Origin of the sequence: Polynucleobacter sp. UB-Raua-W9 (assembly GCF_018687435.1) — a bacterium.
Taxonomy (GTDB): domain Bacteria; phylum Pseudomonadota; class Gammaproteobacteria; order Burkholderiales; family Burkholderiaceae; genus Polynucleobacter.
In genome coordinates this window covers 833,645-857,743 of record NZ_CP061290.1, presented here as the reverse complement: position 1 = coordinate 857,743, position 24,099 = coordinate 833,645, and the positions used below count along the sequence as shown (strand labels likewise).

Genomic DNA, 24,099 nt, shown 5'->3' with positions numbered 1-24,099 from the left:
AAATCGTCCTGAGTCTTTACCCCAGCTTTTATTACAGACGCTCAAAAATAGTAGCAATACCTTGACCGCCGCCAATACACATCGTTACCAAAGCATATTTACCTTGAACACGTTGCAATTCATGGATGGCTTTAGTGGCAATAGCAGCGCCAGAGCAACCAATAGGGTGACCCAAAGCAATCGCACCACCGTTCACGTTTGTTTTAGCTGGATCTAAACCAAGACCTTTCGTCACTGCCAAGGCTTGCGCAGCAAATGCTTCGTTGGATTCAATCACATCCATTTGATCTAACTTGAGGCCAGCACGCTCAAGAGCAAGCTTAGTTGCGGGTATTGGACCTTCGCCCATGATGTGGTTCGGAACACCAGCCACCGCATAGGACACTAAACGTGCGATTGGCTTATGACCAGCCTTCTTGGCAGTTTCTGCATCAGCCAATACAAAGAACGCTGCACCATCGTTAATACCAGAGGCGTTACCTGCAGTAACAGAGCCACCCTCTTTCTTAAATACAGCTTTCATCTTGCCCAGAGTTTCCATAGTGGTATCTGGTTTGCAATGTTCGTCAGTATCAAATACGACATCGCCCTTGCGAGACTTAATGGTAATTGGAACAATTTGGGATTTGAAACGACCTTCTTTAATTGCGTTAGCAGCACGACGGTGTGATTCCACTGCCAATGCGTCTTGCTCTTCACGAGTCAGCTTCCATTTTTCAACGAGGTTCTCTGCAGTAACACCCATATGACCAACGCCAAATGGATCGGTCAATACAGCAACCATCAAGTCAAGCATTTTGGTATCACCCATACGAGCACCACTGCGCATCGCTGGCGAGCCATACATACCGCGCGACATGACTTCAACACCACCGCCAACACCGTAATCGCAGTCACCCAACATGATTTGCTGCGCAGTAGTCACAATTGCCTGTAGGCCAGAGCTACATAAACGGTTCAAGGCCATGGCTACAGATTCCATTGGCAAACCAGCTTGAATCGCGGCAACGCGAGCAACGTAAGCGTAACGACTATCCGTTGGGATGGTGTTTCCAACAGTTACATAATTGATCAAGGCGGGGTCTACACCAGAGCGGGCAACTGCTTCTTTCATCACAATACCGCCGAGCTCGGAAGGCTCAAAGCTACTGAGGGAGCCATTGAAGGCGCCAATAGCGGAACGTACTGCACTTAAGACAACGACATCACGACTCATAAAAATCCCCTTAGACGAGCCCAAAATTGGGCTGAATTTGTACTAAATGAATGACGCAAACATTATTTTTATAGCAATCGTCAAGTTTCCGCTATTAGGTCATGCCCTTGGGAGCTAATAACCGTTGCACGAATGATTTCGCCTGTGCGATAGCGCTTTGAGGGCTTAGTCGGCGGCAAAACCCTCACCAGACCATCAATTTCAGGGGCATCCCCAATGGTTCTGCCAATTCCACCAGATTCGTCAACACGGTCAATCAGGACCTGAACCCTTTTTCCTATTTTATTGGCAAGACGCTTAATGGAGATTTCTTCTGCTTTTGCCATGAAACGCGCACGGCGATCCTCTCGAACTGTGTCGGGAACTGGACTATCCAATTGATTTGCGGTTGCACCCTCGACAGGTGAATACGCAAAACATCCTGCGCGATCAATTTGTGCCTCATCCAAGAAATTGAGCAAGTACTCAAATTCTGCTTCAGTTTCACCCGGGAATCCTGCAATAAAAGTACTGCGAATAACCAAATCAGGACAAGCAGCACGCCAAGCTAAGATGCGTTCTAAATTTTTCTCTCCGCTAGCAGGTCGCTTCATTCTTTTCAGAACATCAGGATGTGCATGCTGCAAAGGAATGTCAAGATAAGGCAATACACCATAGCCATGCTCAGAAAACTCTGCCATCAGAGGCAAGATGTCATCAACATGCGGGTAAGGATAAACGTAATGCAGCCGTACCCATGCTTGATGTTCGCGGGCAATCTGATTTAAGGCGTTTACTAAATCAAACATCCGAGTCTTTACTGGCTTGCCATCCCAAAAACCTGTGCGGTATTGAATATCAACGCCATAAGCACTCGTATCCTGAGAGACAACCAATAACTCTTTCACACCAGATTCAAATAAACGCTTAGCTTCCAGCAATACCTCGCCAATAGGTCTTGATACCAAATCCCCACGAAGACTAGGAATGATGCAGAAAGTGCAACGGTGGTTACAGCCCTCAGATATCTTTAGATAAGCATAATGTTTTGGTGTCAGCTTGACACCCGCCGGAGGAACTAAGTCTGTAAATGGGTCGTGTGGTTTTGGCAGGTGCAAATGAATTGCCTGCATCACTTCATCGGTAGCATGTGGCCCAGTCACTGCAAGCACTTTAGGATGGATGCTTTGTATAAGATCGCTACCGTCAGCATTCTTTTTGGCACCCAAACATCCAGTGACAATCACTTTGCCGTTTTCAGCAAGCGCCTCACCAATCGCGGCAAGACTTTCTTCTACCGCAGAGTCGATAAATCCGCAGGTATTCACAACCACTAAGTCAGCACCTGAATAATCCTTTGCCGTCTCATACCCTTCGGCACTCAATTGCGTGAGAATCAGCTCAGAATCAACGAGCGCCTTAGGGCAGCCTAAGGATACAAAACCAATTTTCCCAGCCACAACTATTCTTTTTGGTTTTTAGTAGGTTGTGGTGTAAACGCAAAATTACCAAATAGGTTTTGTGAGCCCTGTAATTGCTCTTGCATTTTTACAAATAAATCTTTGCTCTGCTCCATGTAATTCCCCATCAAGCCTTGCATGAGGGGGTTTTGAAGATTCATCATTTGCGACCAAGCTTCAGGCGTACTACCAGCACCTAAGCCTTTGGTCTGATCACCTAATTTATTGTGAATATCCACAAAAGACTGCATTGTCTTTTCAAGATAATTACCCATCAAACCTTGCATCGAGTTGCCATAGAAGCGAATGATTTGTGAAAGCATTTGAGACGAGAACACTGGAGCACCGCCAGCCTCTTCTTCCAGAATAATTTGCAACAAAATATTGCGAGTCAGATCTTCATCCGTCTTTGCATCAATCACTTTGAAAACTTCATTTCCCATGACCAATCCCTTAATGTCGGACAAGGTGACATAGGTGCTGGTTTGGGTATCGTAGAGACGACGATTGGGGTATTTCTTAATGAGGCGGTCTTCACCAGCTCGCTTTGTTCGGGTAACCATTTTTTTCCTTACTGAATACTGCAACGCAACATTAGCCTAGTTTATCTCTAGTTTGATGCAAAGGTAAATAAGCAATGTTGCGACCAAATCATTGTGCAGAAATGCTGCACTGCAGTATTAACCAGTGTGAATGCCGCCGTTTAATGAGAAGTCTGCACCAGTTGCATAGCCACCATCATCAGAAGCAATCCAGCAGCAAATGGAAGCAATTTCTTCAGGAGTACCTAAACGCTTCACAGGAATACCAGCAACAATCTTCTCAAGAACATCTTCGCGGATGGCTTTAACCATATCGGTACCAATGTAACCTGGAGAAACGGTGTTCACAGTAACGCCTTTAGTGGCAACCTCTTGTGCCAGGGCCATTGTGAAACCATGTAAACCTGCCTTAGCAGTTGAATAGTTCGCCTGACCAAACTGACCTTTTTGACCATTGACAGAAGAAATATTGATCACACGACCCCAATTGTTTTCAACCATGCCATCGATCACTTGTTTGGTAACGTTAAAAAGCGAATTTAAGTTGGTATCAATCACAGCCTTCCATGCATCAGGGGTCATCTTGCGGAATACGCTGTCGCGCGTAATGCCGGCATTATTTACCAATACGTCAACGCGGCCCACTTCAGCCTTTACCTTCTCGAAAGCAGCAACAGTACTGTCCCAATCAGAGACATTGCCTTCTGAGGCAATAAAGTCATAACCCAAAGCCTTCTGCTCAGCAATCCATCGATCTTTACGCGGTGAATTTGGACCGCAACCAGCGATCACCTTAAATCCATCTTTTGCTAAACGTTGGCAAATAGCAGTACCAATACCGCCCATACCACCAGTTACGTACGCGACTTTTTGAGACATTGATTTCCCCTTTAAAAAACCTTCATGAATTTTTACGGCGCTTAAGCCGCTTGAACTGCCTTTTCTTTTACATACACCCCAGGTGCAGCATCCATTTTTTTGTACTTGGCATTACCAAATATTTTGCTTGCTGGTTTTTTTTCTCCGCCAAATTGCTCAAGCCATTTGGTGTAATTCGGCCACCAGCTTCCGGGTAGTTGCTTTGCGCCTTTAAGCCATTCATCTGCAGTAGCTGCAATCTTGTTATTTTCAAAGTAATAACGCTTATTTTTTGCTGGCGGATTTATCACACCAGCAATATGACCAGAGGCGCCAAGAACAAAACGATTTTTCCCTTTCAGGATATGCGTTGATTCATAAGCAGATTGCCAAGGAACAATATGGTCCTCTTGAGAAGCATATAAATAGGCTGGGCACTTAATCTTGCCTAAATCAACTTTCTCACCACAAATCTTAAGCTTGCCAGGCTTAACTAAATCATTCTGCAAATAGGTATGACGTAAGTACCAGCAATACATATTGCCTGGCAAGTTGGTTGAATCACCATTCCAATACAGCAAATCAAATGGGGGCGGAGAATTGCCTTTGAGATAGTTTTCAACTACATAGTTCCAAACTAAATCGTTAGGACGCAAGAAGGAAAAAGTGTTCCCTAGATCTAAGCCAGACATCATTCCGCACTTGCCATTCTTGCCGCCGATGGTGTTCTCGCGTAACTCTACCATGCCTTCATCAATAAAGACATCTAAAACGCCCGTATTGGTAAAATCCAATAAGGTTGTAAATAAAGTTAGGCTAGCTGCTGGGTGCTCATCGCGTGCCGCAAGAACTGCTAAGGCTGAAGACGTTAGGGTACCGCCAACACAAAATCCTAGGATATTGATCTGCTTGGTATTGCCAATATCTTTTACAACCTCAATCGCTTTAATGACACCTTTTCCAACGTAATCATCCCAGCTCACCTCCGCCATAGCGGCATCTGGGTTTTTCCAGGAAACGAGGAAGACGGTATGTCCTTGAGCAACCATATGGCGCACAACGGAGTTATCGGGCTGCAAATCCAAAATGTAATATTTATTAATGCATGGAGGCACCATTAAATAAGGGCGTTCAAAAACAGTTTCCGTCAGCGGCGTGTATTGGATTAATTCAAATAATTCATTACGAAAGACAACGTGACCCTCTGTTGTTGCAATATTCTTTCCAACCTCAAAAGCGCTCTCATCCGTTTGAGAAACTTTGCCCTTCTTCATGTCGCCCAGCAAATTTACGATCCCTTTTTGAATCGATTGGCCCTGGGTACTGATAATATTTTCTAGCACCTCTGGATTAGTCGCAATGAAGTTCGATGGCGAGAGCGCATCGATCATTTGCTCGGTCGTAAACAGAATCTTCTGTCTAGTCTTTTCATCTGTATCCACTGCATTGGCTAAAGACATCAGATGTTTTGAGTTCAACAAATAGGTTGCAGCAATCACCTTGCTCCAAGATGAATGCCAAGCTTTACCAGCAAAGCGACGATCCTTTACCTCAATGGCTTCGGGATTAGTCGCAATATGTGCTAACTCGGCGAAGTATTCCTTTTGAATTTCCGCCAAGCGCTCTGGAGGAATCATCGCCATATGGTGCGGCGCCAATGATGGGGTGGCCCCGGTATTCATGCCTGCAAACATAGTAGTCTCTTCAATTAATTAGGATCATTCTCGGTCTATACAGCTTATAAAGTTATACGCAATAACCCTAGCCGCAGAAATGGGCTAGTGTTTACCCGCACACAATCAACGTTATTTGGAAATCCAAATGAGGGATGCAGATCGACCCGTTACTCCATCACGACGATAGGAGAAAAATTGTGCTTCATTTTTCACGGTACACATTTCATCGCCAAAGATGGATTTCAAGCCAATAGCCGTGAGTCGATCTCGTGCTAACTGATAAATGTCAGCAAAATACTTTCCAGGCTTATGGGGAATAGGTAAAAAACACTGCTGGATGTCATGCATCCCCGTTTCCTGAAAACGTTCCAATACATCCTGGCCAACTTCAAAGGATTCTGCACCAATTGCTGGCCCCATCCAGGCGACCAACTCTGCCGCCATAGGAAGATCTGCAAGCTTGAGCATTTCGCTTACTGTGTTTTCCAAAATGCCATCGCATAAGCCACGCCACCCTGCATGGGCGGCGCCAATAACAGAACCATTAGTAGTAGAAAGTAGGACCGGTAAGCAATCAGCCGTCAAAATAGCCAATACCTCGTTTGGAATATTTGTTACGGCAGCATCGGCCTCGAATGGCTTAGCAATCACTAGGGCGCGACTAGCAGGCGTACTCACCTGAACACCGTGTGTTTGTTTAAGCCATATAGGCTCTGTCGGTAGATGCTTTCTCAGAATTTGACGATTTGCTAAAACTCTTGGGTATTGATCTCCAACATGATCCCCAAGATTGAGGCTTTCATAAGGTGGATTGCTAATGCCGTCCTGCCTTGTTGTTTGCAATGAATGAACACATTGTGGGGCTGACCATTTAGGCAAAATAAAGCTCATGATTGATGCTCATGATGAATGGATGCTAATAAAGCCTCTTCCCTTGGCAGCACCTCGGGGCCCATGCCAAGCTGTGGCAATAAGTCCATCAAATCAAGCGGCGGCAAGCGAAACCAAGTCATCCATTGCTGAGATAAGGGATGTTGCAAACTGAGGGCGTATGCATGTAGAGCCTGGCGCTCAAATGGCATGGACTTGGCAACTCCAGGCGTTTTTTTACGGTAAACCGGATCGCCTAGCAATGGAAAGCCAAGTGATTCGAGGTGTACGCGGATTTGATGCGTACGCCCTGTCTCTAGGCGGCACTCAAGCAAGGCTAGAGGAGACTCATTAAAACTGCCCTTTGCAAGCCTTCGAAATACAGTCGCTGCAGGCTTACCCTGTGGGCTGCCGGCTGCCATTCGAAGACGATCGCGTTGATCCCTGCCAACAGAGGCTAAAACTTTGCCTTGACTAGGCGCATCACCCCAAACCCAAGATAAATAGCGACGCCCAACAGTTCTCTCTTGTAGCTGCCTTACTAGAGCAGTTTGGGCTTGAGCGGTACGAGCTACCATCATCAACCCAGAAGTGTCTTTATCTAAGCGATGAACAATCCCAGCCCTAGGTAAGGACTTGAGCTCTGGATAGCGAAATAAGAGTCCATTGAGCAAAGTGCCCGACCAATTTCCGGCGGCTGGGTGCACTACCAAACCTGGCTGCTTATTTATCACGATAAGAGATTCGTCCTCATAAACAACATCCAAAGGAATATCTTCCGGATTGAAGGCAAATTGCTCCGGCATTTCTTGTGGAAAGAGCTTAATACTTTCACCACCATGCAGCAAATAACGGGCTTTGGTGACTTTTCCGTCCACCATAACAGCCCCTGCCTCAACCCAGGCTTTGAGTCGATTACGGGAATAATCAGGCAAAGACCCTGCTAATACCTTGTCGAGTCGCTCCCCGGCCATCTCTAAAGGAATCTCCAGGGAGATGAAATCCTCATCATCGATATAATCGGTAGGATTCGAATCAGGAGTTTGCGGCAATGCCACGCTTAAAGAGCCTTTCAGTAATGTCCGACGTAATATCAGACGCCAGTTTAAGGCTTGCTGGTAACTCTGCCCAACAAAAAAAGGCCACTTTTTTTAATAACAGCCCCCTAGCATTGCTTTTGGTAATGCTGACGGCAGTGCTATTACTCAGTGGATGCGCCGGTAGCGATGGCCAAAAAGACGATACCGATATTTGGTCAGAAGCCAAACTCTATTCGGAAGCCACCGATAAATTAAATGATGGTGACTTCGTTAAATGCGGCAAATACTTTGACAAACTAGAGGCACGCTTTCCATTTGGTCCCTACTCACAGCAAGCGCAAATTAATGCTGCTTATTGCTACTGGAAGGGCAATGAACAAGCACAAGCACTGGTTGCGATCGATCGTTTTATCAAATTGCATCAAGGTAGTCCAAACTTAGATTATGGCTATTACCTCAGAGGTCTTATCACCTTCAATGATGACTTGGGTTGGCTTGGTAAATTTACCGGTCAAGATTTAAGTGAGCGTGATCCGCAAGCAGCTAAAGATGCGTTTGAATCGTTCAAAGTAGTTGTCGAACGTTTTCCCGACAGTAAATACGCACCAGACGCTTTGGATCGGATGCGCTATATCGTCAATTCGCTGGCTGAAGCCGATGTGATTGTGGCCCGTTTTTATTATCAGCGTGGCGCCTATTTAGCCTCTGCAAATCGTGCGCAGCTCGTCATTCGAGACTATGACCGCGCACCTGCCGTGGAAGAGGCTCTCTATCTGCTGTATAAGTCCTATCAAAAGCTGGGCATGGTTGACCTCAGCAACGATACGGCTCGCGTCTTTAAGCTTAACTTTCCGGATAGTCAGATGTTAGAAACTGGGCAGCGCGTGAAGAAAGAGCGTAGATGGTGGCAGTTCTGGAATAAGTAAGAGTGCAAGGTATCGCAAATTCAAACCCCATTCAAATTGAATGGGGTTTTTTATTGAAGCACCTTCTCTAGCTACCCTTTAATGTTTACTTAATGACTACAGGGACACGAGGGGCTACAGCACAAAGAAGTTCATACCCAATGGTGTCACTCATTTGTGCAACATCATCAACAGGAACCTTATCGCCCCATAACTCTACAACGCTACCGATTTTTGCATGAGGTGCATTACGTAGATCAATGCTCATCATATCCATCGATACACGACCAACGATTGGGCAAATTATTCCGCCATCTTTGCTTCCGTCACTTACCCAGACTGGCGTACCATCTTTTGCGTGACGCGGATAACCATCGGCATATCCGCAAGCGATGATGCCCACCCTCATTGCTTCAGGAGTCTCAAAGCGTCCACCGTAACCAATGCGTTCGCCTTTTTCCAACTCCTGAATATCAATGATTTCACTATGTAGATGCATTACCGCCTTTAAATGGGCATTCTGAATATCTGAGTACAGCCCTGTTGGCGATGCGCCATAAAGCATAATTCCAGGTCTAACCCAATCGCCAAGAGCATTGCGATGCCACAAAGTCGCCGCTGAGTTAGCCAGTGAAGTGGGGGCAGCCAAGCCATCAATCGTGTCATTAAATAATTCCAACTGACTATCGACAGTGGGAATCCGATCAACTTGATCAGCATTTGCAAAATGCGTCATGTGATGCATTTTGCAACCCGAGGCATGCAAGCGATGAAATGCCGTTCTGTAGGCTGCAGGTTTTAAGCCTAGGCGATTCATGCCGGTATTCATTTTCAGAAAAACATTAAATGGTTTATGCGCTTGATATTTCTCAAGCCATTCAACCTGAGCTTCGCAATGAACAACGAGATCGCATGACAACTTGTGGGCTAGTGCCAATTCATTTTCATGGAATAACCCTTCCAATAATAGGATTCTGCCCTGCCAACCTTGCTCCCTTAAACGCAGTGCACTTTCCATGTTTAGGAGGGCAAAACCGTCGGTAGATGCCAAGCCCTGCAAGGCAGCCTCAAAAGAGTGCCCGTAGGCCCTAGACTTAATGACAGACCAAATCTTAGACTCTGGAGCAAGCTCCCGAACTCTGTTTAAATTATGCCGAAAGGCCTCGGTGTAAATCGATGCCAAAATTGGCCTATTAATCAAGCCATTAGCTGAAGGGCCCATATTGACCCCTCCTTTCGTGTTTTAATTGAATCAATGACTAGATTGTACGAATGAACCGTAGTTTTTACATCATTATGGCGGCGCAATTTTTTTCGTCGCTTGCTGATAACGCCCTGCTGATCGCAGCAATTGCCCTATTGGCCCAGCTTCATGCTCCGGCCTGGATGACCCCTTTACTCAAATTATTCTTCGTATTGTCCTATGTGGTTCTAGCTGCCTTTGTAGGCGCCTTTGCAGACTCACGCCCCAAGGGCAATGTCATGTTCATCACCAATACGATTAAGTTCGTAGGCTGCGTAGTCATGCTTTTTGGTAGCCACCCATTGCTAGCTTATGCGATCGTCGGTCTTGGTGCTGCAGCCTATTCACCCGCGAAGTATGGAATTTTGACTGAACTTCTCCCACCAGAAAAACTAGTGGCTGCCAATGGCTGGATCGAAGGCCTCACGGTTGGCTCCATTATTTTAGGTACCGTCTTAGGTGGTGTTTTGATTAGCAGTACGGTATCCCAAAGCCTGCTGGCATTGGATATGCCGACCATTGATACGGGGATTGATACGCCTGCTGAATCCGCCATCATGATCATCATGATGATTTATATCGTTGCAGCACTGATTAATCTCAAGATTCCAGATACCGGGGCGCGCTATGTTGCTCAAAAAGCAAATCCCATTGAACTTATCAAAGATTTTTCAGTTTGCTTTAAGACCTTATGGAATGATCGCCTCGGTCAAATCTCATTGGCAGTGACCACTTTGTTTTGGGGTGCTGGTGCTACTCTGCAATTTATTGTGATTAAGTGGGCTCAAGTTGCCCTTCACATGAATCTGTCGCAAGGCGCCATTCTGCAAGCCATATCCGCTGTCGGAGTAGCCGGTGGAGCCGTTTGGGCCGCAGGTCGCGTACCTCTTCGTAACTCTCTAAAGGTATTGCCATATGGCATCGCCATGGGTTTAGTGGTTTGTGTGATGGCTGTCTACAACTCAGATATGTTGCCTAATATAACGATGATGACAATCGGCAAAATGCAAGTAAGCCTCAATTTGCTACCGGCATATCTTTTATTGATACTAGTTGGTTGGTTGGCAGGCTATTTTGTTGTACCAATGAACGCACTACTGCAGCATCGCGGTCACGTGCTGATGTCTGCCGGCCACTCAATCGCAGTTCAAAACTTCAATGAAAATATTTCGGTGCTAATGATGCTTGCCATGTATTCAGTATTGATATGGCTTGATGTACCAGTACCGTATGTCATCATTGGCTTTGGATTAACAGTCAGTGGCTTGATGTGGCTGGTTATTAAGCGTCACGCTAAAAACCAAGCGGAATATGACTCGATGCACCTCATCGGTGAACACAAGCATTAAATATTCTGCAGTACTGACTTTGCTAATAAAAGATCCTGCCAGAGCAAGGCCTTGTCTTTGGGTTTAGTAACTAGTTGCGCCAAGTCAAATGAAGCGATGACTGGAATCTCCTCATCAGCCCCATTATTTAGAGAGAGTATCGTTTCACGTAGTTGCGGCAAAGGATCTCGCTCACCAGTAATTTTTTGAGCGATAGGACCTCCAAAGGCAAACGCCACCACTGGCAAACCATCGCCCGGGGCTTGAAGCGTACCCAGATTATCGTTGGTACTCTTCCATGACCACTCTTGCGGTCCTAAACCTAGCGTGCGGACGACATTCTGAAAGAGAGTCTGCGCATCACCTTGCGGCTGAGTACCAAAGAACCACCAATGCCCTTGAGAAACTTTTTCAACAGCCTCTTGGTGTGCTATAGCAGTTGCCTGCTGTACTTGGACTGAACTTTCCGCAGATGAGATGGCATGAACCGCATCTTTAGAAGACCATTCGGTAATGCCCATTTCCTTCAGGAAGACTGAATGTGTATTGCTCATGACTCTAGCTTAATCGATTTAGCCATCACGAGCGCATCTTCGCGTGTTCCCAAGTGTGGATCAGCTGGATAGTAATTTTTACGCATACCAATTTGCTCGTAAGCAAGCTTTTGATACAAATTGACTGCCGCAACATTCGACGGCCGAACTTCTAGAATAATTCTGGGAATTTTTTGCTGCGCAGCCACACCCTCGATTGCCGACATCATTCTGGAACCCAACCCCAGCTTGCGCAACTTTGTAGATACCGTAATGTTCAGCAAATGCAATTCATCAACTGCGGGAAAGAGAATGCAATAAGCCCATAAAATTGCGGGATCTAAATAGGAACCTTTGACCGCCTGATCTACTTGCGGGCGAATGCAATAAGCCCAATGTCCTGCCGCTAGCGAATCGGAAAAATTTCCCCTGGTCCACGGGTGCTGATGCGATACCGATTCAATCTCCAAAACAGCATCTAAATCTGCAGTCTGCATAGGCAGAAAAGAAAGTTCAGCAAAGCTCTCAGACATTACTTGAGTAATTCTTGGCGTTCTAGGGTGGTAAAGGCAACCTTATCTCGCACATACAGCGGTTCAAGCATGCGCACATCGATTTGCTTACCTTCCAGATAATTTTGCTTAGCGCAATCTAAGATGCCTAAGGCGGTTAGATGGATTTCCGCATCCAGCGTAACCGAAGAAAGCGGTACGTTTACCTTGGTCAATAGGCGATCGCCGTAGGTCTTAATAGCACTACCGGCTAAATGATCAACATCAACGAGATCTAATTCTTCAGGCTTTGACAAATGGATAGCGGTGATACGCTTTGGCAATTGATCTGCACCAATCGGAGTTTCGTATTTAGCCCAATAAATTTCATCCATACGGGCATCTATGGCGATGACAAAATGTGCTGGCTTTGCCCGACTGAAGTCTTCCGTTTTAATGAATTGCGCCGCAATGGCATCCAAGCTAGCCACAGGCAAAACTGGCAAATTACAGGAGATGGCCAAGCCTTGAACTGCTGCTACACCAAGCCTGACCCCTGTAAAGGCACCAGGACCAATCCCAACCGCAATGGCATCAAGTCCATTTAGCTTCAAATTTGCCTCATCCAGCAGATCCTCAACCCAAGGTAAAACCAGTTGGCTAGCGCCAGCCGATACCAACTCATGTCGGACTATTGGTGCTTGATCACCTAAAGATAAAGCCACCGAACACCAAGCTGTTGAGGTGTCGATGGCTAGAATGCGGGCCAATTTGAACTCGTTTACTGTGCTTTAAAAATGAAATTATGAACCCAATTCTGCAATCACTTCAGCCGGCGCCTGTACAAGCTCAATTAAGACCCCTTCGCCACTAATCGGGAACTCCTCATTACCTTTGGGGTGGACAAAAGTGATGTCAAAGCCAGCCGCTCCCTTGCGAATACCGCCTGGGGCAAAACGTAGACCATTAGCAGATAGCCATTCAACTGCTTTAGGCAGGTCATCCACCCATAAACCAATGTGATTTAAGGGGGTTTGATGTACTGCCGGCTTCTTTTCAATATCAAAAGGTTGCATCAAATCAACTTCAACCTCATACGCACCTTTGCCAATTGCACAAATATCCTCATCCACGTTTTCACGCTCAGAGACAAAAGTACTCTTATATTCAAAGCCCAACAGATCAACCCATAATTTCTTTAGGCGGTCTTTATTCTCGCCACCAATAGCAATTTGCTGGATGCCTAAAATTTTAAATGGCTTAGCAGACATCTTTTTTCCTTATGCGAAGCGAATGATGAGTTGATCAACTGCCAAGCTATCGCCCTCGTTAGCGCAAATCTCTGCTACTACACCATCTTGCATGGCTGAAAGTGTATTTTCCATTTTCATGGCCTCGATTGATGCGAGTTTTTGACCCGCCGTTACTGTCTCGCCGACCTTGACAGCAATCTTTGTCAAAAGACCAGGCATGGGCGACATCACCAACTTCGATGTATCCGGTGGCAGTTTCACTGGCATCCGGCGCTGGAGCTCTGCACCTAAGGGGCTCAGGACCATACATTCAAAATGTACACCATCAAGCACCAAAATATATTTCACACCACGGCGCTCTACTTGTGCAGTAATTTTATGGCTGCCATTAATGGTAGCGTTCAGACAAATTTGTCCTGGGCGCCAATCACTAACGATATCGTAACGACTTACTTCATCGGCCTCATCGATATAGACAGAGTAAATTCCATCCTTTAACTCGACGCGAATAGGCAGCTCAACTGGATCATTCATCGAGCCGGCTTTGATACCCGTAACCACAACAAACTTTTTCGCTATGATCATTTCATGGCCAGCTAGTTGACCGTCAATCATTTTGATGTGCTCTAGGTAGCGATAGCGCATAAAGGCAGCCAGTGCTGCAAGGCGCTTCGGATCAGTTGGTTGTACGGAGTCTTTTTTAAATCCTTCTGGATATTCCTCTGCAATAAAGCCCGTTGTGAAATCACCATTCACAAAACGGGGATGCTGCAACAGTGCTGCCTGAAAAGGAATATTAGAATGGATGCCCCGAATGACGAAATCATTTAAGGCAGCACGCATTTTTTCTATAGCCTCAGTGCGATCCCTGCCATGCACAATCAATTTGGCAATCATGGAGTCGTAATACATCGGAATCTCACCGCCCTCATATACGCCTGTATCGACGCGTACGCCATTGATGGCTTCTGGTGGGCGATACTTAACTAAACGTCCAGTCGAAGGTAAGAAATTGCGAAATGGATCATCAGCATTGATACGGCATTCTATTGACCAACCATCCAACTTCACATCCGCTTGCTTAAAAGCGAGCTTTTCGCCGGCAGCTACACGTATCATTTGCTCAACGAGGTCAAGACCTGTGATCGACTCGGTTACCGGATGCTCGACTTGTAGGCGCGTGTTCATCTCCAAAAAGTAGAAAGACTTATCTTTGCCCACCACAAACTCGACAGTACCGGCAGATTGATAGTTCACTGCTTTAGCCAAAGCAACAGCTTGGTCACCCATAGCCTTACGAGTTGCAGGATCGATAAAGGGTGATGGCGCTTCCTCGATCACCTTCTGGTGACGACGCTGAATCGAACAATCTCGCTCATTTAGATACACCACGTTGCCATGCGAATCACCCAATATCTGAATCTCAATATGGCGCGGGCCTTCAACAAACTTCTCAATAAAGATACGATCATCACCAAAGCTATTCATTGCCTCGGTCTTGCATGCAGCAAAACCTTCGGCCGCCTCTTTATCATTAAATGCTACTCGCAGACCCTTGCCACCGCCTCCAGCAGAAGCCTTAATCATCACTGGGTAGCCAATACCATGAGCGATTTTGACTGCTTCTTCAGTTGTTGCGATTGCCTCGTTGTGGCCCGGGATTGTGTTGACCTTGGCCTCTAATGCCAATTTCTTGGAGGCAATCTTGTCACCCATTGCAGCAATGGATTGGTATTTCGGGCCGATGAAGACAATACCCTCCTCTTCGCAACGTCTGGCGAACTGTTCGTTCTCAGATAAAAAACCATACCCAGGATGAACTGCTTCAGCACCCGTATCTTTACAAGCCTGGATGATCCGATCCATTAGCAAATAAGATTCTCTAGAAGGCGCAGGCCCAATACATATCGCCTCATCTGCTAGCTGCACGTGACGCGCTTCTTTGTCTGCTTCTGAATAGACGGCCACCGTCTTAATACCCATTTTCTTGGCGGTACTCATAACGCGACAAGCAATCTCGCCGCGATTTGCAATCAAAATTTTCTTAAACATTTTCGTAGTCATGATTTGTTGGCGCCCTTACAGAGGAATATTGCCGTGTTTACGGGCAGGATTCTTCAAGTCTTTATCTTTCAGCATCGCCAGAGAACGGGCAATACGTTTGCGCGTTTCATGAGGCAAAATGACGTCATCGATATAACCACGACGCCCAGCAACAAATGGGTTTGCAAACTTCGATTTGTACTCTGCTTCACGGGCTGCAATCTTCTCGGGATCAGATTTTTCTTCACGGAAGATAATCTCAACAGCACCCTTTGGACCCATCACCGCAATTTCTGCGGATGGCCATGCAAAGTTCACGTCACCACGTAAATGCTTTGAGGCCATCACATCATAGGCTCCGCCGTAGGCTTTGCGAGTAATCAATGTCACTTTAGGCACAGTGCAATCAGCGTAGGCATAGAGTAATTTAGCCCCATGCTTAATAATGCCGCCGTACTCTTGTGCAGTACCTGGCATGAAGCCTGGAACATCTACTAAGGTCACCACTGGAATATTAAAGGCATCACAGAAACGAACGAAACGTGCAGCCTTAATGGAGGCTTTAATATCCAAACAGCCAGCCAAAACTAATGGTTGGTTTGCTACGATACCAATTGAACGTCCTTCCATACGCGCAAAACCAATCACAATATTTTTAGCGTAGTCAGGCTGTAATTCGAAGAACTCGCCATCATCGGCAATCTTCTCAATCAACTCTTTCATATCATATGGTTGATTTGGATTAGAGGGCACCAAGGTATCCAAGGAGAAATCAAACTCTTCATTGCGGTTTGCACCTTTAATTAGCGGTGGTTTTTCGCGGTTAGAGAGCGGCAAATAATTAAAGAAACGACGCAGCATCATGATTGCTTCAACATCATTATCAAATGCCAAGTCGCAGACTCCTGACACGGTTGAATGCGTTACAGCACCACCTAATTCTTCAGAGGTGACGTCCTCATGAGTAACAGTCTTGACAACTTCTGGACCAGTGACAAACATATAAGAACTGTCTTTAACCATGAAGATGAAGTCGGTCAACGCCGGTGAATATACGGCACCACCAGCGGATGGCCCCATGATCAAAGAGATCTGTGGAATCACACCTGAAGCAGTAACGTTACGCTGAAAGATTTCTGCATAGCCGCCTAAGGAAGCAACGCCTTCCTGAATACGTGCGCCGCCAGAGTCATTTAAGCCAATCACAGGCGCACCAACCTTCAGGGCCTGATCCATGATTTTGCAAATTTTTTCTGCATGTGCTTCAGATAAAGATCCGCCTAATACAGTGAAATCTTGTGAAAATACAAACACCAAGCGGCCATTAATCATTCCATAACCGGTAACTACGCCATCACCTGGCACTGTTTGATCGGCCATTCCAAAGTCATGGCAGCGATGTTCCACGAACATATCCCACTCTTCAAAAGTGCCGGCATCCAGCAATAATTCAATACGCTCACGGGCTGTTAATTTGCCCTTCGCATGCTGAGCCTGAATACGCTTTTGCCCACCACCCAATCGGGCAAGCTCGCGCTTCGCTTCCAGCTGTTGAATGATTTCCTTCATTTCCTGCTCCTTAGAAAAATTCATGCCCCATGGACTCTAATAAGCGTCTTGCCGCAACTGAAGCTGCCATAGTTCCTTGATTTACTTGTGCACTTAAAATTGGCAATAGCTCTTGCACTGCTTGATTATTTCGGAAAGCGGTTTTTAGACCAGCATCGATACGATCCCACATCCATGCACCTGCCTGTCGCTTGCGACGGCTCTCAAATTTGCCGTTTGCCCTTTGCAGTTTTTGAAATTGAGAAACTTTTTCCCATAACTCAGGAATGCCCTTACCCTCGAGGGCGCTTAAGGTAATGACGGTTGGATGCCAAAACTCTTGATCATGGGAAGCATGATCAGGATTTCCTTGAAAACCTAGTAAACGCAAAGAACTAGTAATAAATAGTTGCGCACGCGTAGCTGCATCAGGATCAATATCAACTTTATTAATAGCAATGAGATCCGCAATTTCCATGACGCCTTTTTTGATTGCCTGAAGATCGTCTCCAGCATTTGGCAACTGCAATAGCAAGAACATATCTGTCATGCCAGACACAGCAATTTCACTTTGCCCAACACCGACAGTCTCGACAATGATGACATCAAACCCGGCTGCCTCCGCTACTAACATGGCTTCACGGGTTTTCTCGGCAACACCGCCTAGCGTTCCGGAGGATGGGCTTGGTCTAATGAAGGCGCCTTCTAAAACTGAGAGGCGCTCCATGCGGGTTTTATCGCCCAGAATAGATCCGCCAGATAAACTCGAAGAAGGATCAATCGCCATCACAGCAACGCGATGACCTTTTTCAATCAGATACAAACCGAGAGTTTCAATCAGCGTAGACTTACCTACCCCAGGCACTCCAGAGATCCCTAAACGAAATGATTTTCCAGTCTTTGGCAGGAGTGTATTGAGTACTTCATCAGCACGTTTACGATGATCTAAGCGTGTAGACTCAAGCAAGGTAATGATCTTCGCTAATGCACGTCGCTGTTTTAGCGACGGAATACCAGTGAGGTCGCTCACTAAAGTTTGATCGGCAGCTTCGAGCATGTTCTCTAATCCAGGCTAAGCTGGTTTTATTGATTTACGAATTTGCTCAAGCACATCCTTAGCCGAAGCTGGGATTGGGGTGCCTGGTCCATAAATACCTTTCACGCCTGCCTCGTAAAGAAACTCGTAATCTTGCCTAGGGATCACGCCGCCCACAAAGACGATGATGTCATCTGAGCCTTGTTTTTTTAGTTCCTCAATGATGGCCGGAACCAATGTCTTATGACCTGCTGCTAGCGTTGAAACACCCAAAGCATGAACGTCGTTTTCAATAGCCTGACGTGCGCACTCTTCGGGGGTTTGGAACAGCGGGCCGATATCCACATCAAAGCCCAAGTCTGCATAGGCTGTAGCCACAACCTTGGCGCCACGATCATGACCATCTTGACCAAGCTTAGCGATCATCACGCGTGGACGTCGGCCAAAATCTTTGGCAAAGTCAGCGATTTCTAGTTTGAGTTTTTCCCAGCCCTCGGCTGAGTCATAGGCAGCTGCATACACACCGGTCACCTTTTGAGTATCGGCGCGATGGCGCCCGTAAACCTTTTCCAATGCATCAGATACTTCACCAACCGTAGCGCGTAAACGTATTGCATTCACTGCCAATTCCAACAAGTTTCCGGTGTTGTCCTCAGCAGCTTTGGTTAATGCTTCTAATGCGGCCTCTACTTTTTTACTGTCGCGCTTTGCTCTAATATCTTTCAGAAGCGCAACCTGACCATCTCGAACGCGATCGTTGTCAATCACCAAAACATCCACGAGATCTTCTTTTTCAAGCTTATATTTATTGACACCAACAATCACATCGGAGCCAGAGTCAATCTTGGCTTGCTTCTCAGCGGCCGATGCCTCAATCTTTAATTTAGCCCAACCACTTTCTACGGCCTTGGTCATTCCACCCATGGCATCGACTTCTTGAATAATTTCCCAGGCCTTATCTGCCATCTCTTGCGTGAGGCTCTCCATCATGTAAGAACCTGCCCAAGGGTCAATCACGCTAGTGATGTGGGTCTCTTCTTGAAGAATCAACTGAGTATTCCGTGCTATTCGACTTGAAAACTCTGAAGGCAAGGCAATTGCCTCATCAAATGAGTTCGTGTGGAGGGATTGGGTGCCACCGAATACAGCTGCCATAGCTTCAACAGTTGTTCTCACAACGTTGTTATAGGGGTCCTGCTCTGTTAAAGACCAGCCCGATGTTTGACAATGGGTACGCAACATCAAAGACTTTGGATTTTTCGGCTCGAAAGACTTCATGATGCGCCACCACAACAACCTTGCAGCGCGTAATTTGGCGACCTCTAAATAGAAGTTCATGCCAATTGCAAAGAAGAAGGACAAGCGGCCCGCAAAGCCGTCCACATCCAATCCTTTTGCAAGCGCTGTTTTGACGTACTCTTTTCCATCGGCCAATGTAAAGGCCAGCTCCAAAACTTGATTTGCGCCAGCTTCTTGCATGTGATAACCCGAAATCGAAATCGAGTTGAATTTCGGCATGTGCTTAGCGGTGTATTCAATAATGTCGCCAATAATTCGCATCGATGGCTCTGGCGGATAAATATAGGTATTGCGCACCATGAACTCTTTGAGTATGTCGTTCTGAATCGTGCCCGATAACTGTTCCTGCTTTACGCCTTGCTCCTCACCAGCAACAATATAGCCAGCCAATACCGGCAAAACGGCACCATTCATAGTCATAGAAACAGACACCTTATCCAATGGAATGCCATCAAACAAGATCTTCATATCTTCTACAGAATCAATCGCAACGCCAGCTTTACCAACATCACCAGTGACACGAGGATGATCAGAGTCATAGCCACGATGGGTGGCCAAGTCAAAGGCAACGGATACACCTTGTCCGCCCGCAGCCAATGCTTTCCGATAGAACGCATTGGATTCTTGAGCAGTAGAAAAGCCGGCATATTGACGTATGGTCCATGGACGAACTGAATACATCGTTGCTTGTGGGCCTCTAACAAAAGGTTCAAAACCTGGCAAGGTATTGGTGTAACTCAATCCCTCGGTGTCAGCAGAGGTATAGAGTGCTTTCAGCTGAATGCCATCAGGCGTATTCCAGCCCAGTTTGCCCACATTGCCATTTGGCGCGGATTTCTGTGCAGACTTTTTCCAGGCGTCCAAATTAGTTTCTGGAACTTCCGGCCATGAACTTGTTGATGAACTTTTATTGTCTGAACTCACAAAGCACTCCTGGTAGTTTTATTGCATTGCATCTAACTTCTACAATTCTGCTTGACTATTTGGAATTTGTCTAGTTATCATGTATTCATAATTATGAATACAAAATTGAATAACAGACCCTTGTACGAGGATGTAGCTGATCGGCTGCGTGAGCAGATATTTAGCAAACAATTTCCTCCAGGGAGCTGGCTGGACGAACAATCTCTGGCTGAGCAGTACGGAATTAGCAGGACGCCGATGCGAGAAGCAATCAAAGTATTGGCTTCTGAGGGCCTCATAACCATCAAGATGCGCAGAGGCGCCTACGTGACTGAAGTCAATCGGGGTGATTTAGAGCAAATTTTCACGGTGTTATCGCTATTAGAGAGCCAGGCCGCAAAAGAATCCGCCACAAAAGCAACTGAGGATGAGCTAAATCAACTCGACCACCTACACCACCGACTAGAAAAAGCCGCTGCAGACCGAGATATTGAGCAATTCTTTGAAATTAATGGCAAATTTCATGAGTTAATCCAGGAAATTGCCGGCAATCGGTGGATGAATGGCGTTATTGCTGATTTAAGGAAAGTACTCAAATTGCATCGAAAAGATTCTTTGACGAGCACAGGAAGACTACAAGCATCCCTCCTTGAGCATCGAGAAATCCTGCAGGCAATTCTCAAGCGAGATGAATTGGCTGCAGAAGCCGCTATGAGAAAGCACTTCTCTAGAGGCCTGGAAGCACTTAGGTAAGATAAAATACCTATAAATAACAAAGGCTTAGAATATTAATCTAAGCCTTTGCTTTATCTACAGCCCAGGGAATTTACTTCTTGACTACAAAGTTTCCTGGTAAGGATGCAATGTAAGCAGCAATATCTTGCAGATCTGCATCGGAGAATACTTGAACTTGTGAACCCATAACCGCATTATTACGACCATATTGTGGATTGCCATTACCTACTTTGTACGCCTTCAAGGCATAGTAAAGGTAGTCAGGATACTGACCGGCCAGTTTAGGATAAACCGGCAAGATTGGGGCATTCAGGCCAGCGCCGTGGCAAGAAGCACAATTGGCTTTCTCAACTAGTGCCTGACCTTTATCAACGCTAGCAGCATTGGATACGTTAACAAGGCCAATACTCGATAGTAAAACTGCGGTAATTAGTGCAAATTTCATAAACGTGCCTCTATCACTTCAATGGGTTGTTAGGTGAGCTGGCTGTTTGCGCAGCATAGTATTCGCCAAGGTCAGCCATATCTTGATCAGAAAGGCTACCTGCAATGGCGCGCATTGTTGGATGCTTTCGTTCACCCTTCTTGTAAGCCGCTAAGGCGCTAGCGATATAGCCGGCATTTTGACCGCCTAACATTGGAACCTTATAGACCAATGGGTAGTCCGCACGGTAGTCAGGAATTGAGTGACAGCCAACGCAAAGCCATACCTTGGCATTTCCAGCGGCAGCGCTACCTTTTACTTCGTCTGCCTGGGCAGTCAAACCCATTAGAGCCAAACCAGCAGCAACAAGCATTTGAGGAAGAATTGTTAGTTTTTTCATAGAAATCAGTATTAATAAGTTTGATTTAAATCAATTTGGGAGAGTATAGCGGAGAGACGCTCTTTGGGTCATTGTTTGGCGGATTTGACCCCGAGAATCAATAAAAGCACTGAAAAAAGCAAGGTGAAAGTGCTTCCCAGTAAGATTCAACTTGTACTTAATATGGATTCACAATCATGAGCAACACATACCTTGATCGCCTCAAATCCCTTGGGATTGAGTTACCCCCAGCGGGACCCCCTGCCGCTGCTTACGTCATGGCCGCTACTACCGGTAATACCGTTTTCTTGTCAGGTCATATTGCCAAGAAAGACGGCAAGCCTTGGGCAGGCAAGTTAGGCAAAGACATGGATACTGAGGCTGGAAAAGCTGCAGCAAGATCGATCGCAATTGATCTCATCGCAACCTTGCAAAATCATTTAGGCTCACTCGGTAAAGTCAAGCGGATTGTAAAAGTCATGGGCTTGGTGAACTCCACAGATCAATACACAGAGCATCATTTGGTGATTAATGGTTGCTCAGAATTACTTGTTGAAGTGTTTGGTGATGCTGGGAAACATGCCCGAAGTGCTTTTGGCGTAGCGCAAATCCCTCTGGGCGCTTGCGTTGAAATTGAATTAATCGCTGAAATTGAAGCCTAAGGGCGCTGTAAAGCAAACCTGCTGATGTCGGCATCGGTATCGACATCAGCAATGTACGCTGGATTTTCTGTTGTGAAGGCTTGCACTAGCGCTGGATGCTGATCCATATAAGATCTACACACCATATTTGGTATCGCCAAGATATCCGCAATCACCCCATGTGAAAACACCACGGGATTGCCGCGCTGCTGACCCACCATTGGCAAAACAACTTCTATTTGCTGCGCACGTTGCTCAAATTGTTCAAGTAATGCATCAATTTCAGCAGCGCCTATAAGAGGTTGATCGCATAAAGCCACCAATAACACCTCGTAGTTGGTTGATAGAGATTCGAGACCTAGACGCACCGAAGATGCTTGCCCCAATTCTGGATGGGGATTACGGACGCACTTTATAGGTAAATCGAATTTCTTTTGTATTTCAGCCAACTCGGATTCAATGGGTTGCGCATGAAAACCAGTTACAACCACTAATTCAATTACGGCAAATGTTTTGATTGATTGGCAAAAACGACTTAAGAGGCTTTGAGAATCCTTTTGTAGCAGTGCTTTTGGTATGGAACCCAAGCGACTACCCTCACCTGCGGCAAGCAACAGTACCGCCAAACGAAGATTTGATGAACTAGATTGCAAACCGAAAGATGTCATTAGAGTGATAATAAATAGGAAACTAAAAAAATAAACAATAAAGACAGCACATAGCATGAATAGCACCGATTTAAGCGTCCTCCGCTCTGCCGTCAGCTGGCTTAAAGCTGGCCACTCAGTAGCTATTGCTACGGTAGTGCAAACTTGGGGGTCGGCCCCACGACCTATTGGATCATGGCTTGCCATTCGGGACGATGGTCAGGTAGCAGGTTCGGTATCTGGTGGCTGTGTCGAGGATGACTTAATTCGCCGTGTACAAACGGAAATTCTGACGCGCAACACCCCTGAAATGGTGGTCTATGGCGTTAGCCAGCAAGAAGCTGCGCGCTTTGGTCTGCCATGCGGAGGAACTTTGAGACTGCTGGTTGAGCCCAAACCAGAGCTCACAATTTTGGAACAGCTCCTAGAGCAAATCTCCTCCCACCAAATTAGTCGCCGTACAGTCAATCTCAGTACTGGCAAATCGAGCTTAAGTAGCGGATCTCGCCATGATGAATTTGTTTGCAACGATCAAGAGATGCAAACCACTTACGGACCACGGTGGCGCATGGTGATCATTGGCGCTGGCCAACTATCGCTCTATACGGCGGACTTTGCACTCGCTTCTGACTTTGAAGTCATTGTGGTCGACCCTCGCGAAGAATATGCAGAAGGCCTAAATCGTGACGATCTTATTTTCCACAAAGGCATGCCTGATGATGTATTGCTGGAGATTGGTGTTGATCCACATACTGCAGTTGTAGCCCTCACGCATGACCCCAAACTTGATGACATGGCGCTGATGGAAGCTTTGAGATCCCCTGCCTTTTATGTTGGCGCATTGGGAAGTCGCAAGAATACACAAAAGCGCAAAGAACGACTTCTAGAGTTTGATCTCAACCGAGAACAAGTCAATAGGCTGCATGGTCCAGTAGGGCTTTATATTGGGGCTCTCACCCCACCAGAAATCGCAGTGTCGATTCTGGCGGAGGTAATTGCCGTTAAATACGGCATCAGCGTTCCCAAGAAAAACCAATTGGGCTAGTGTGC

At 46.2% G+C, this 24,099-nt stretch carries 24 protein-coding genes; 5 read left to right on the top strand and 19 right to left on the bottom strand.

The window, feature by feature from the left end:
• Positions 1–31: 31 nt before the first annotated feature.
• The 7 genes from AOC07_RS04420 to AOC07_RS04390 form a co-directional block, all read right to left on the bottom strand.
• Positions 32–1,216 carry an acetyl-CoA C-acyltransferase family protein gene (locus AOC07_RS04420; protein ID WP_215294162.1) on the bottom strand — a complete coding sequence of 395 codons (1,185 nt, stop codon included), beginning with the start codon at positions 1,214–1,216 and terminating at the stop codon, positions 32–34.
• 80 nt (positions 1,217–1,296) lie between these two features.
• Complete coding sequence (gene rimO, locus AOC07_RS04415) at positions 1,297–2,655, bottom strand: 30S ribosomal protein S12 methylthiotransferase RimO (RefSeq protein ID WP_215358303.1); 1,359 nt, start codon at positions 2,653–2,655, stop codon at positions 1,297–1,299.
• A gap of 2 nt (positions 2,656–2,657) precedes the next feature.
• Positions 2,658–3,218 carry a polyhydroxyalkanoate synthesis repressor PhaR gene (gene phaR / locus AOC07_RS04410; protein ID WP_215294160.1) on the bottom strand — a complete coding sequence of 187 codons (561 nt, stop codon included), beginning with the start codon at positions 3,216–3,218 and terminating at the stop codon, positions 2,658–2,660.
• Positions 3,219–3,335: 117 nt separating this feature from the next.
• Positions 3,336–4,076, bottom strand: a complete 741-nt coding sequence (locus tag AOC07_RS04405) for a 3-ketoacyl-ACP reductase (RefSeq protein WP_215294159.1) — start codon at positions 4,074–4,076, stop codon at positions 3,336–3,338.
• 41 nt (positions 4,077–4,117) lie between these two features.
• Positions 4,118–5,749 carry a class I poly(R)-hydroxyalkanoic acid synthase gene (gene phaC, locus AOC07_RS04400; RefSeq protein WP_215358302.1) on the bottom strand — a complete coding sequence of 544 codons (1,632 nt, stop codon included), beginning with the start codon at positions 5,747–5,749 and terminating at the stop codon, positions 4,118–4,120.
• 111 nt (positions 5,750–5,860) lie between these two features.
• A complete protein-coding gene (pgeF, locus tag AOC07_RS04395) occupies positions 5,861–6,622 on the bottom strand; it encodes a peptidoglycan editing factor PgeF (RefSeq protein ID WP_215358301.1) in 762 nt (253 codons plus the stop codon).
• On the bottom strand, positions 6,619–7,659 hold the full coding sequence (locus tag AOC07_RS04390; protein WP_215358300.1) for an RluA family pseudouridine synthase: 1,041 nt from the start codon (positions 7,657–7,659) through the stop codon (positions 6,619–6,621). Before AOC07_RS04390 ends, pgeF begins: the two co-directional genes overlap by 4 nt.
• A 20-nt stretch (positions 7,660–7,679) precedes the next feature.
• Between AOC07_RS04390 and AOC07_RS04385 the strand changes: the two genes are divergently transcribed.
• Complete coding sequence (locus AOC07_RS04385) at positions 7,680–8,567, top strand: outer membrane protein assembly factor BamD (protein WP_215294313.1); 888 nt, start codon at positions 7,680–7,682, stop codon at positions 8,565–8,567.
• Positions 8,568–8,652: 85 nt separating this feature from the next.
• On the opposite strand, the gene alr is transcribed toward AOC07_RS04385, so the two are convergent.
• On the bottom strand, positions 8,653–9,768 hold the full coding sequence (alr, locus tag AOC07_RS04380; RefSeq protein WP_371816728.1) for an alanine racemase: 1,116 nt from the start codon (positions 9,766–9,768) through the stop codon (positions 8,653–8,655).
• Positions 9,769–9,818: 50 nt separating this feature from the next.
• On the opposite strand from alr, the gene lplT reads away from it, so the two are divergent.
• The gene (gene lplT, locus AOC07_RS04375; RefSeq protein ID WP_215294155.1) at positions 9,819–11,138 is read left to right on the top strand and encodes a lysophospholipid transporter LplT; all 1,320 of its coding nucleotides are present in this window, start codon (positions 9,819–9,821) and stop codon (positions 11,136–11,138) included.
• Here the strand turns inward: lplT and AOC07_RS04370 are convergent.
• The 8 genes from AOC07_RS04370 to scpA are packed head-to-tail and all read right to left on the bottom strand — an operon-like array spanning position 11,135 to position 20,244.
• Positions 11,135–11,671 carry a DNA polymerase III subunit psi gene (locus AOC07_RS04370; RefSeq protein ID WP_215358299.1) on the bottom strand — a complete coding sequence of 179 codons (537 nt, stop codon included), beginning with the start codon at positions 11,669–11,671 and terminating at the stop codon, positions 11,135–11,137. The genes lplT and AOC07_RS04370 overlap by 4 nt on opposite strands.
• A complete protein-coding gene (gene rimI / locus AOC07_RS04365; protein WP_251371730.1) occupies positions 11,668–12,183 on the bottom strand; it encodes a ribosomal protein S18-alanine N-acetyltransferase in 516 nt (171 codons plus the stop codon). The genes AOC07_RS04370 and rimI overlap by 4 nt, the downstream gene beginning before the upstream one ends.
• Complete coding sequence (gene tsaB, locus AOC07_RS04360; RefSeq protein ID WP_251369698.1) at positions 12,183–12,911, bottom strand: tRNA (adenosine(37)-N6)-threonylcarbamoyltransferase complex dimerization subunit type 1 TsaB; 729 nt, start codon at positions 12,909–12,911, stop codon at positions 12,183–12,185. Before tsaB ends, rimI begins: the two co-directional genes overlap by 1 nt.
• 33 nt (positions 12,912–12,944) lie before the next feature.
• A complete protein-coding gene (locus tag AOC07_RS04355) occupies positions 12,945–13,412 on the bottom strand; it encodes a VOC family protein (protein WP_215358297.1) in 468 nt (155 codons plus the stop codon).
• Between the two features lie 9 nt (positions 13,413–13,421).
• Complete coding sequence (gene accC / locus AOC07_RS04350) at positions 13,422–15,446, bottom strand: acetyl-CoA carboxylase biotin carboxylase subunit (RefSeq protein WP_215358463.1); 2,025 nt, start codon at positions 15,444–15,446, stop codon at positions 13,422–13,424.
• A gap of 27 nt (positions 15,447–15,473) precedes the next feature.
• On the bottom strand, positions 15,474–17,006 hold the full coding sequence (locus AOC07_RS04345; protein ID WP_215294152.1) for an acyl-CoA carboxylase subunit beta: 1,533 nt from the start codon (positions 17,004–17,006) through the stop codon (positions 15,474–15,476).
• Positions 17,007–17,016: 10 nt separating this feature from the next.
• Positions 17,017–18,042: a methylmalonyl Co-A mutase-associated GTPase MeaB gene (gene meaB / locus AOC07_RS04340; RefSeq protein ID WP_215358295.1), complete on the bottom strand. Its 1,026-nt coding sequence runs from the start codon at positions 18,040–18,042 to the stop codon at positions 17,017–17,019.
• 15 nt (positions 18,043–18,057) lie between these two features.
• Positions 18,058–20,244, bottom strand: a complete 2,187-nt coding sequence (gene scpA, locus AOC07_RS04335) for a methylmalonyl-CoA mutase (RefSeq protein ID WP_215358294.1) — start codon at positions 20,242–20,244, stop codon at positions 18,058–18,060.
• A 93-nt stretch (positions 20,245–20,337) separates the two neighbouring features.
• On the opposite strand from scpA, the gene AOC07_RS04330 reads away from it, so the two are divergent.
• Complete coding sequence (locus tag AOC07_RS04330; RefSeq protein ID WP_215294149.1) at positions 20,338–20,976, top strand: GntR family transcriptional regulator; 639 nt, start codon at positions 20,338–20,340, stop codon at positions 20,974–20,976.
• A 73-nt stretch (positions 20,977–21,049) separates the two neighbouring features.
• On the opposite strand, the gene AOC07_RS04325 is transcribed toward AOC07_RS04330, so the two are convergent.
• Positions 21,050–21,403, bottom strand: a complete 354-nt coding sequence (locus tag AOC07_RS04325; protein WP_215358293.1) for a cytochrome c — start codon at positions 21,401–21,403, stop codon at positions 21,050–21,052.
• Positions 21,404–21,416: 13 nt separating this feature from the next.
• Entirely contained in the window at positions 21,417–21,755 is a 339-nt protein-coding gene (locus tag AOC07_RS04320; protein WP_215358461.1) for a cytochrome c, read from the bottom strand.
• A 203-nt stretch (positions 21,756–21,958) separates the two neighbouring features.
• Between AOC07_RS04320 and AOC07_RS04315 the strand changes: the two genes are divergently transcribed.
• Positions 21,959–22,423 carry a RidA family protein gene (locus AOC07_RS04315; protein WP_215294147.1) on the top strand — a complete coding sequence of 155 codons (465 nt, stop codon included), beginning with the start codon at positions 21,959–21,961 and terminating at the stop codon, positions 22,421–22,423.
• Here AOC07_RS04315 and AOC07_RS04310 read toward each other — a convergent pair.
• Positions 22,420–23,070: an NTP transferase domain-containing protein gene (locus AOC07_RS04310; RefSeq protein ID WP_215358292.1), complete on the bottom strand. Its 651-nt coding sequence runs from the start codon at positions 23,068–23,070 to the stop codon at positions 22,420–22,422. The genes AOC07_RS04315 and AOC07_RS04310 overlap by 4 nt on opposite strands.
• Positions 23,071–23,125: 55 nt before the next feature.
• Here AOC07_RS04310 and AOC07_RS04305 point away from each other — a divergent pair, with 55 nt between their 5' ends.
• On the top strand, positions 23,126–24,094 hold the full coding sequence (locus tag AOC07_RS04305) for an XdhC family protein (RefSeq protein WP_215294145.1): 969 nt from the start codon (positions 23,126–23,128) through the stop codon (positions 24,092–24,094).
• Positions 24,095–24,099 lie beyond the last annotated feature (5 nt).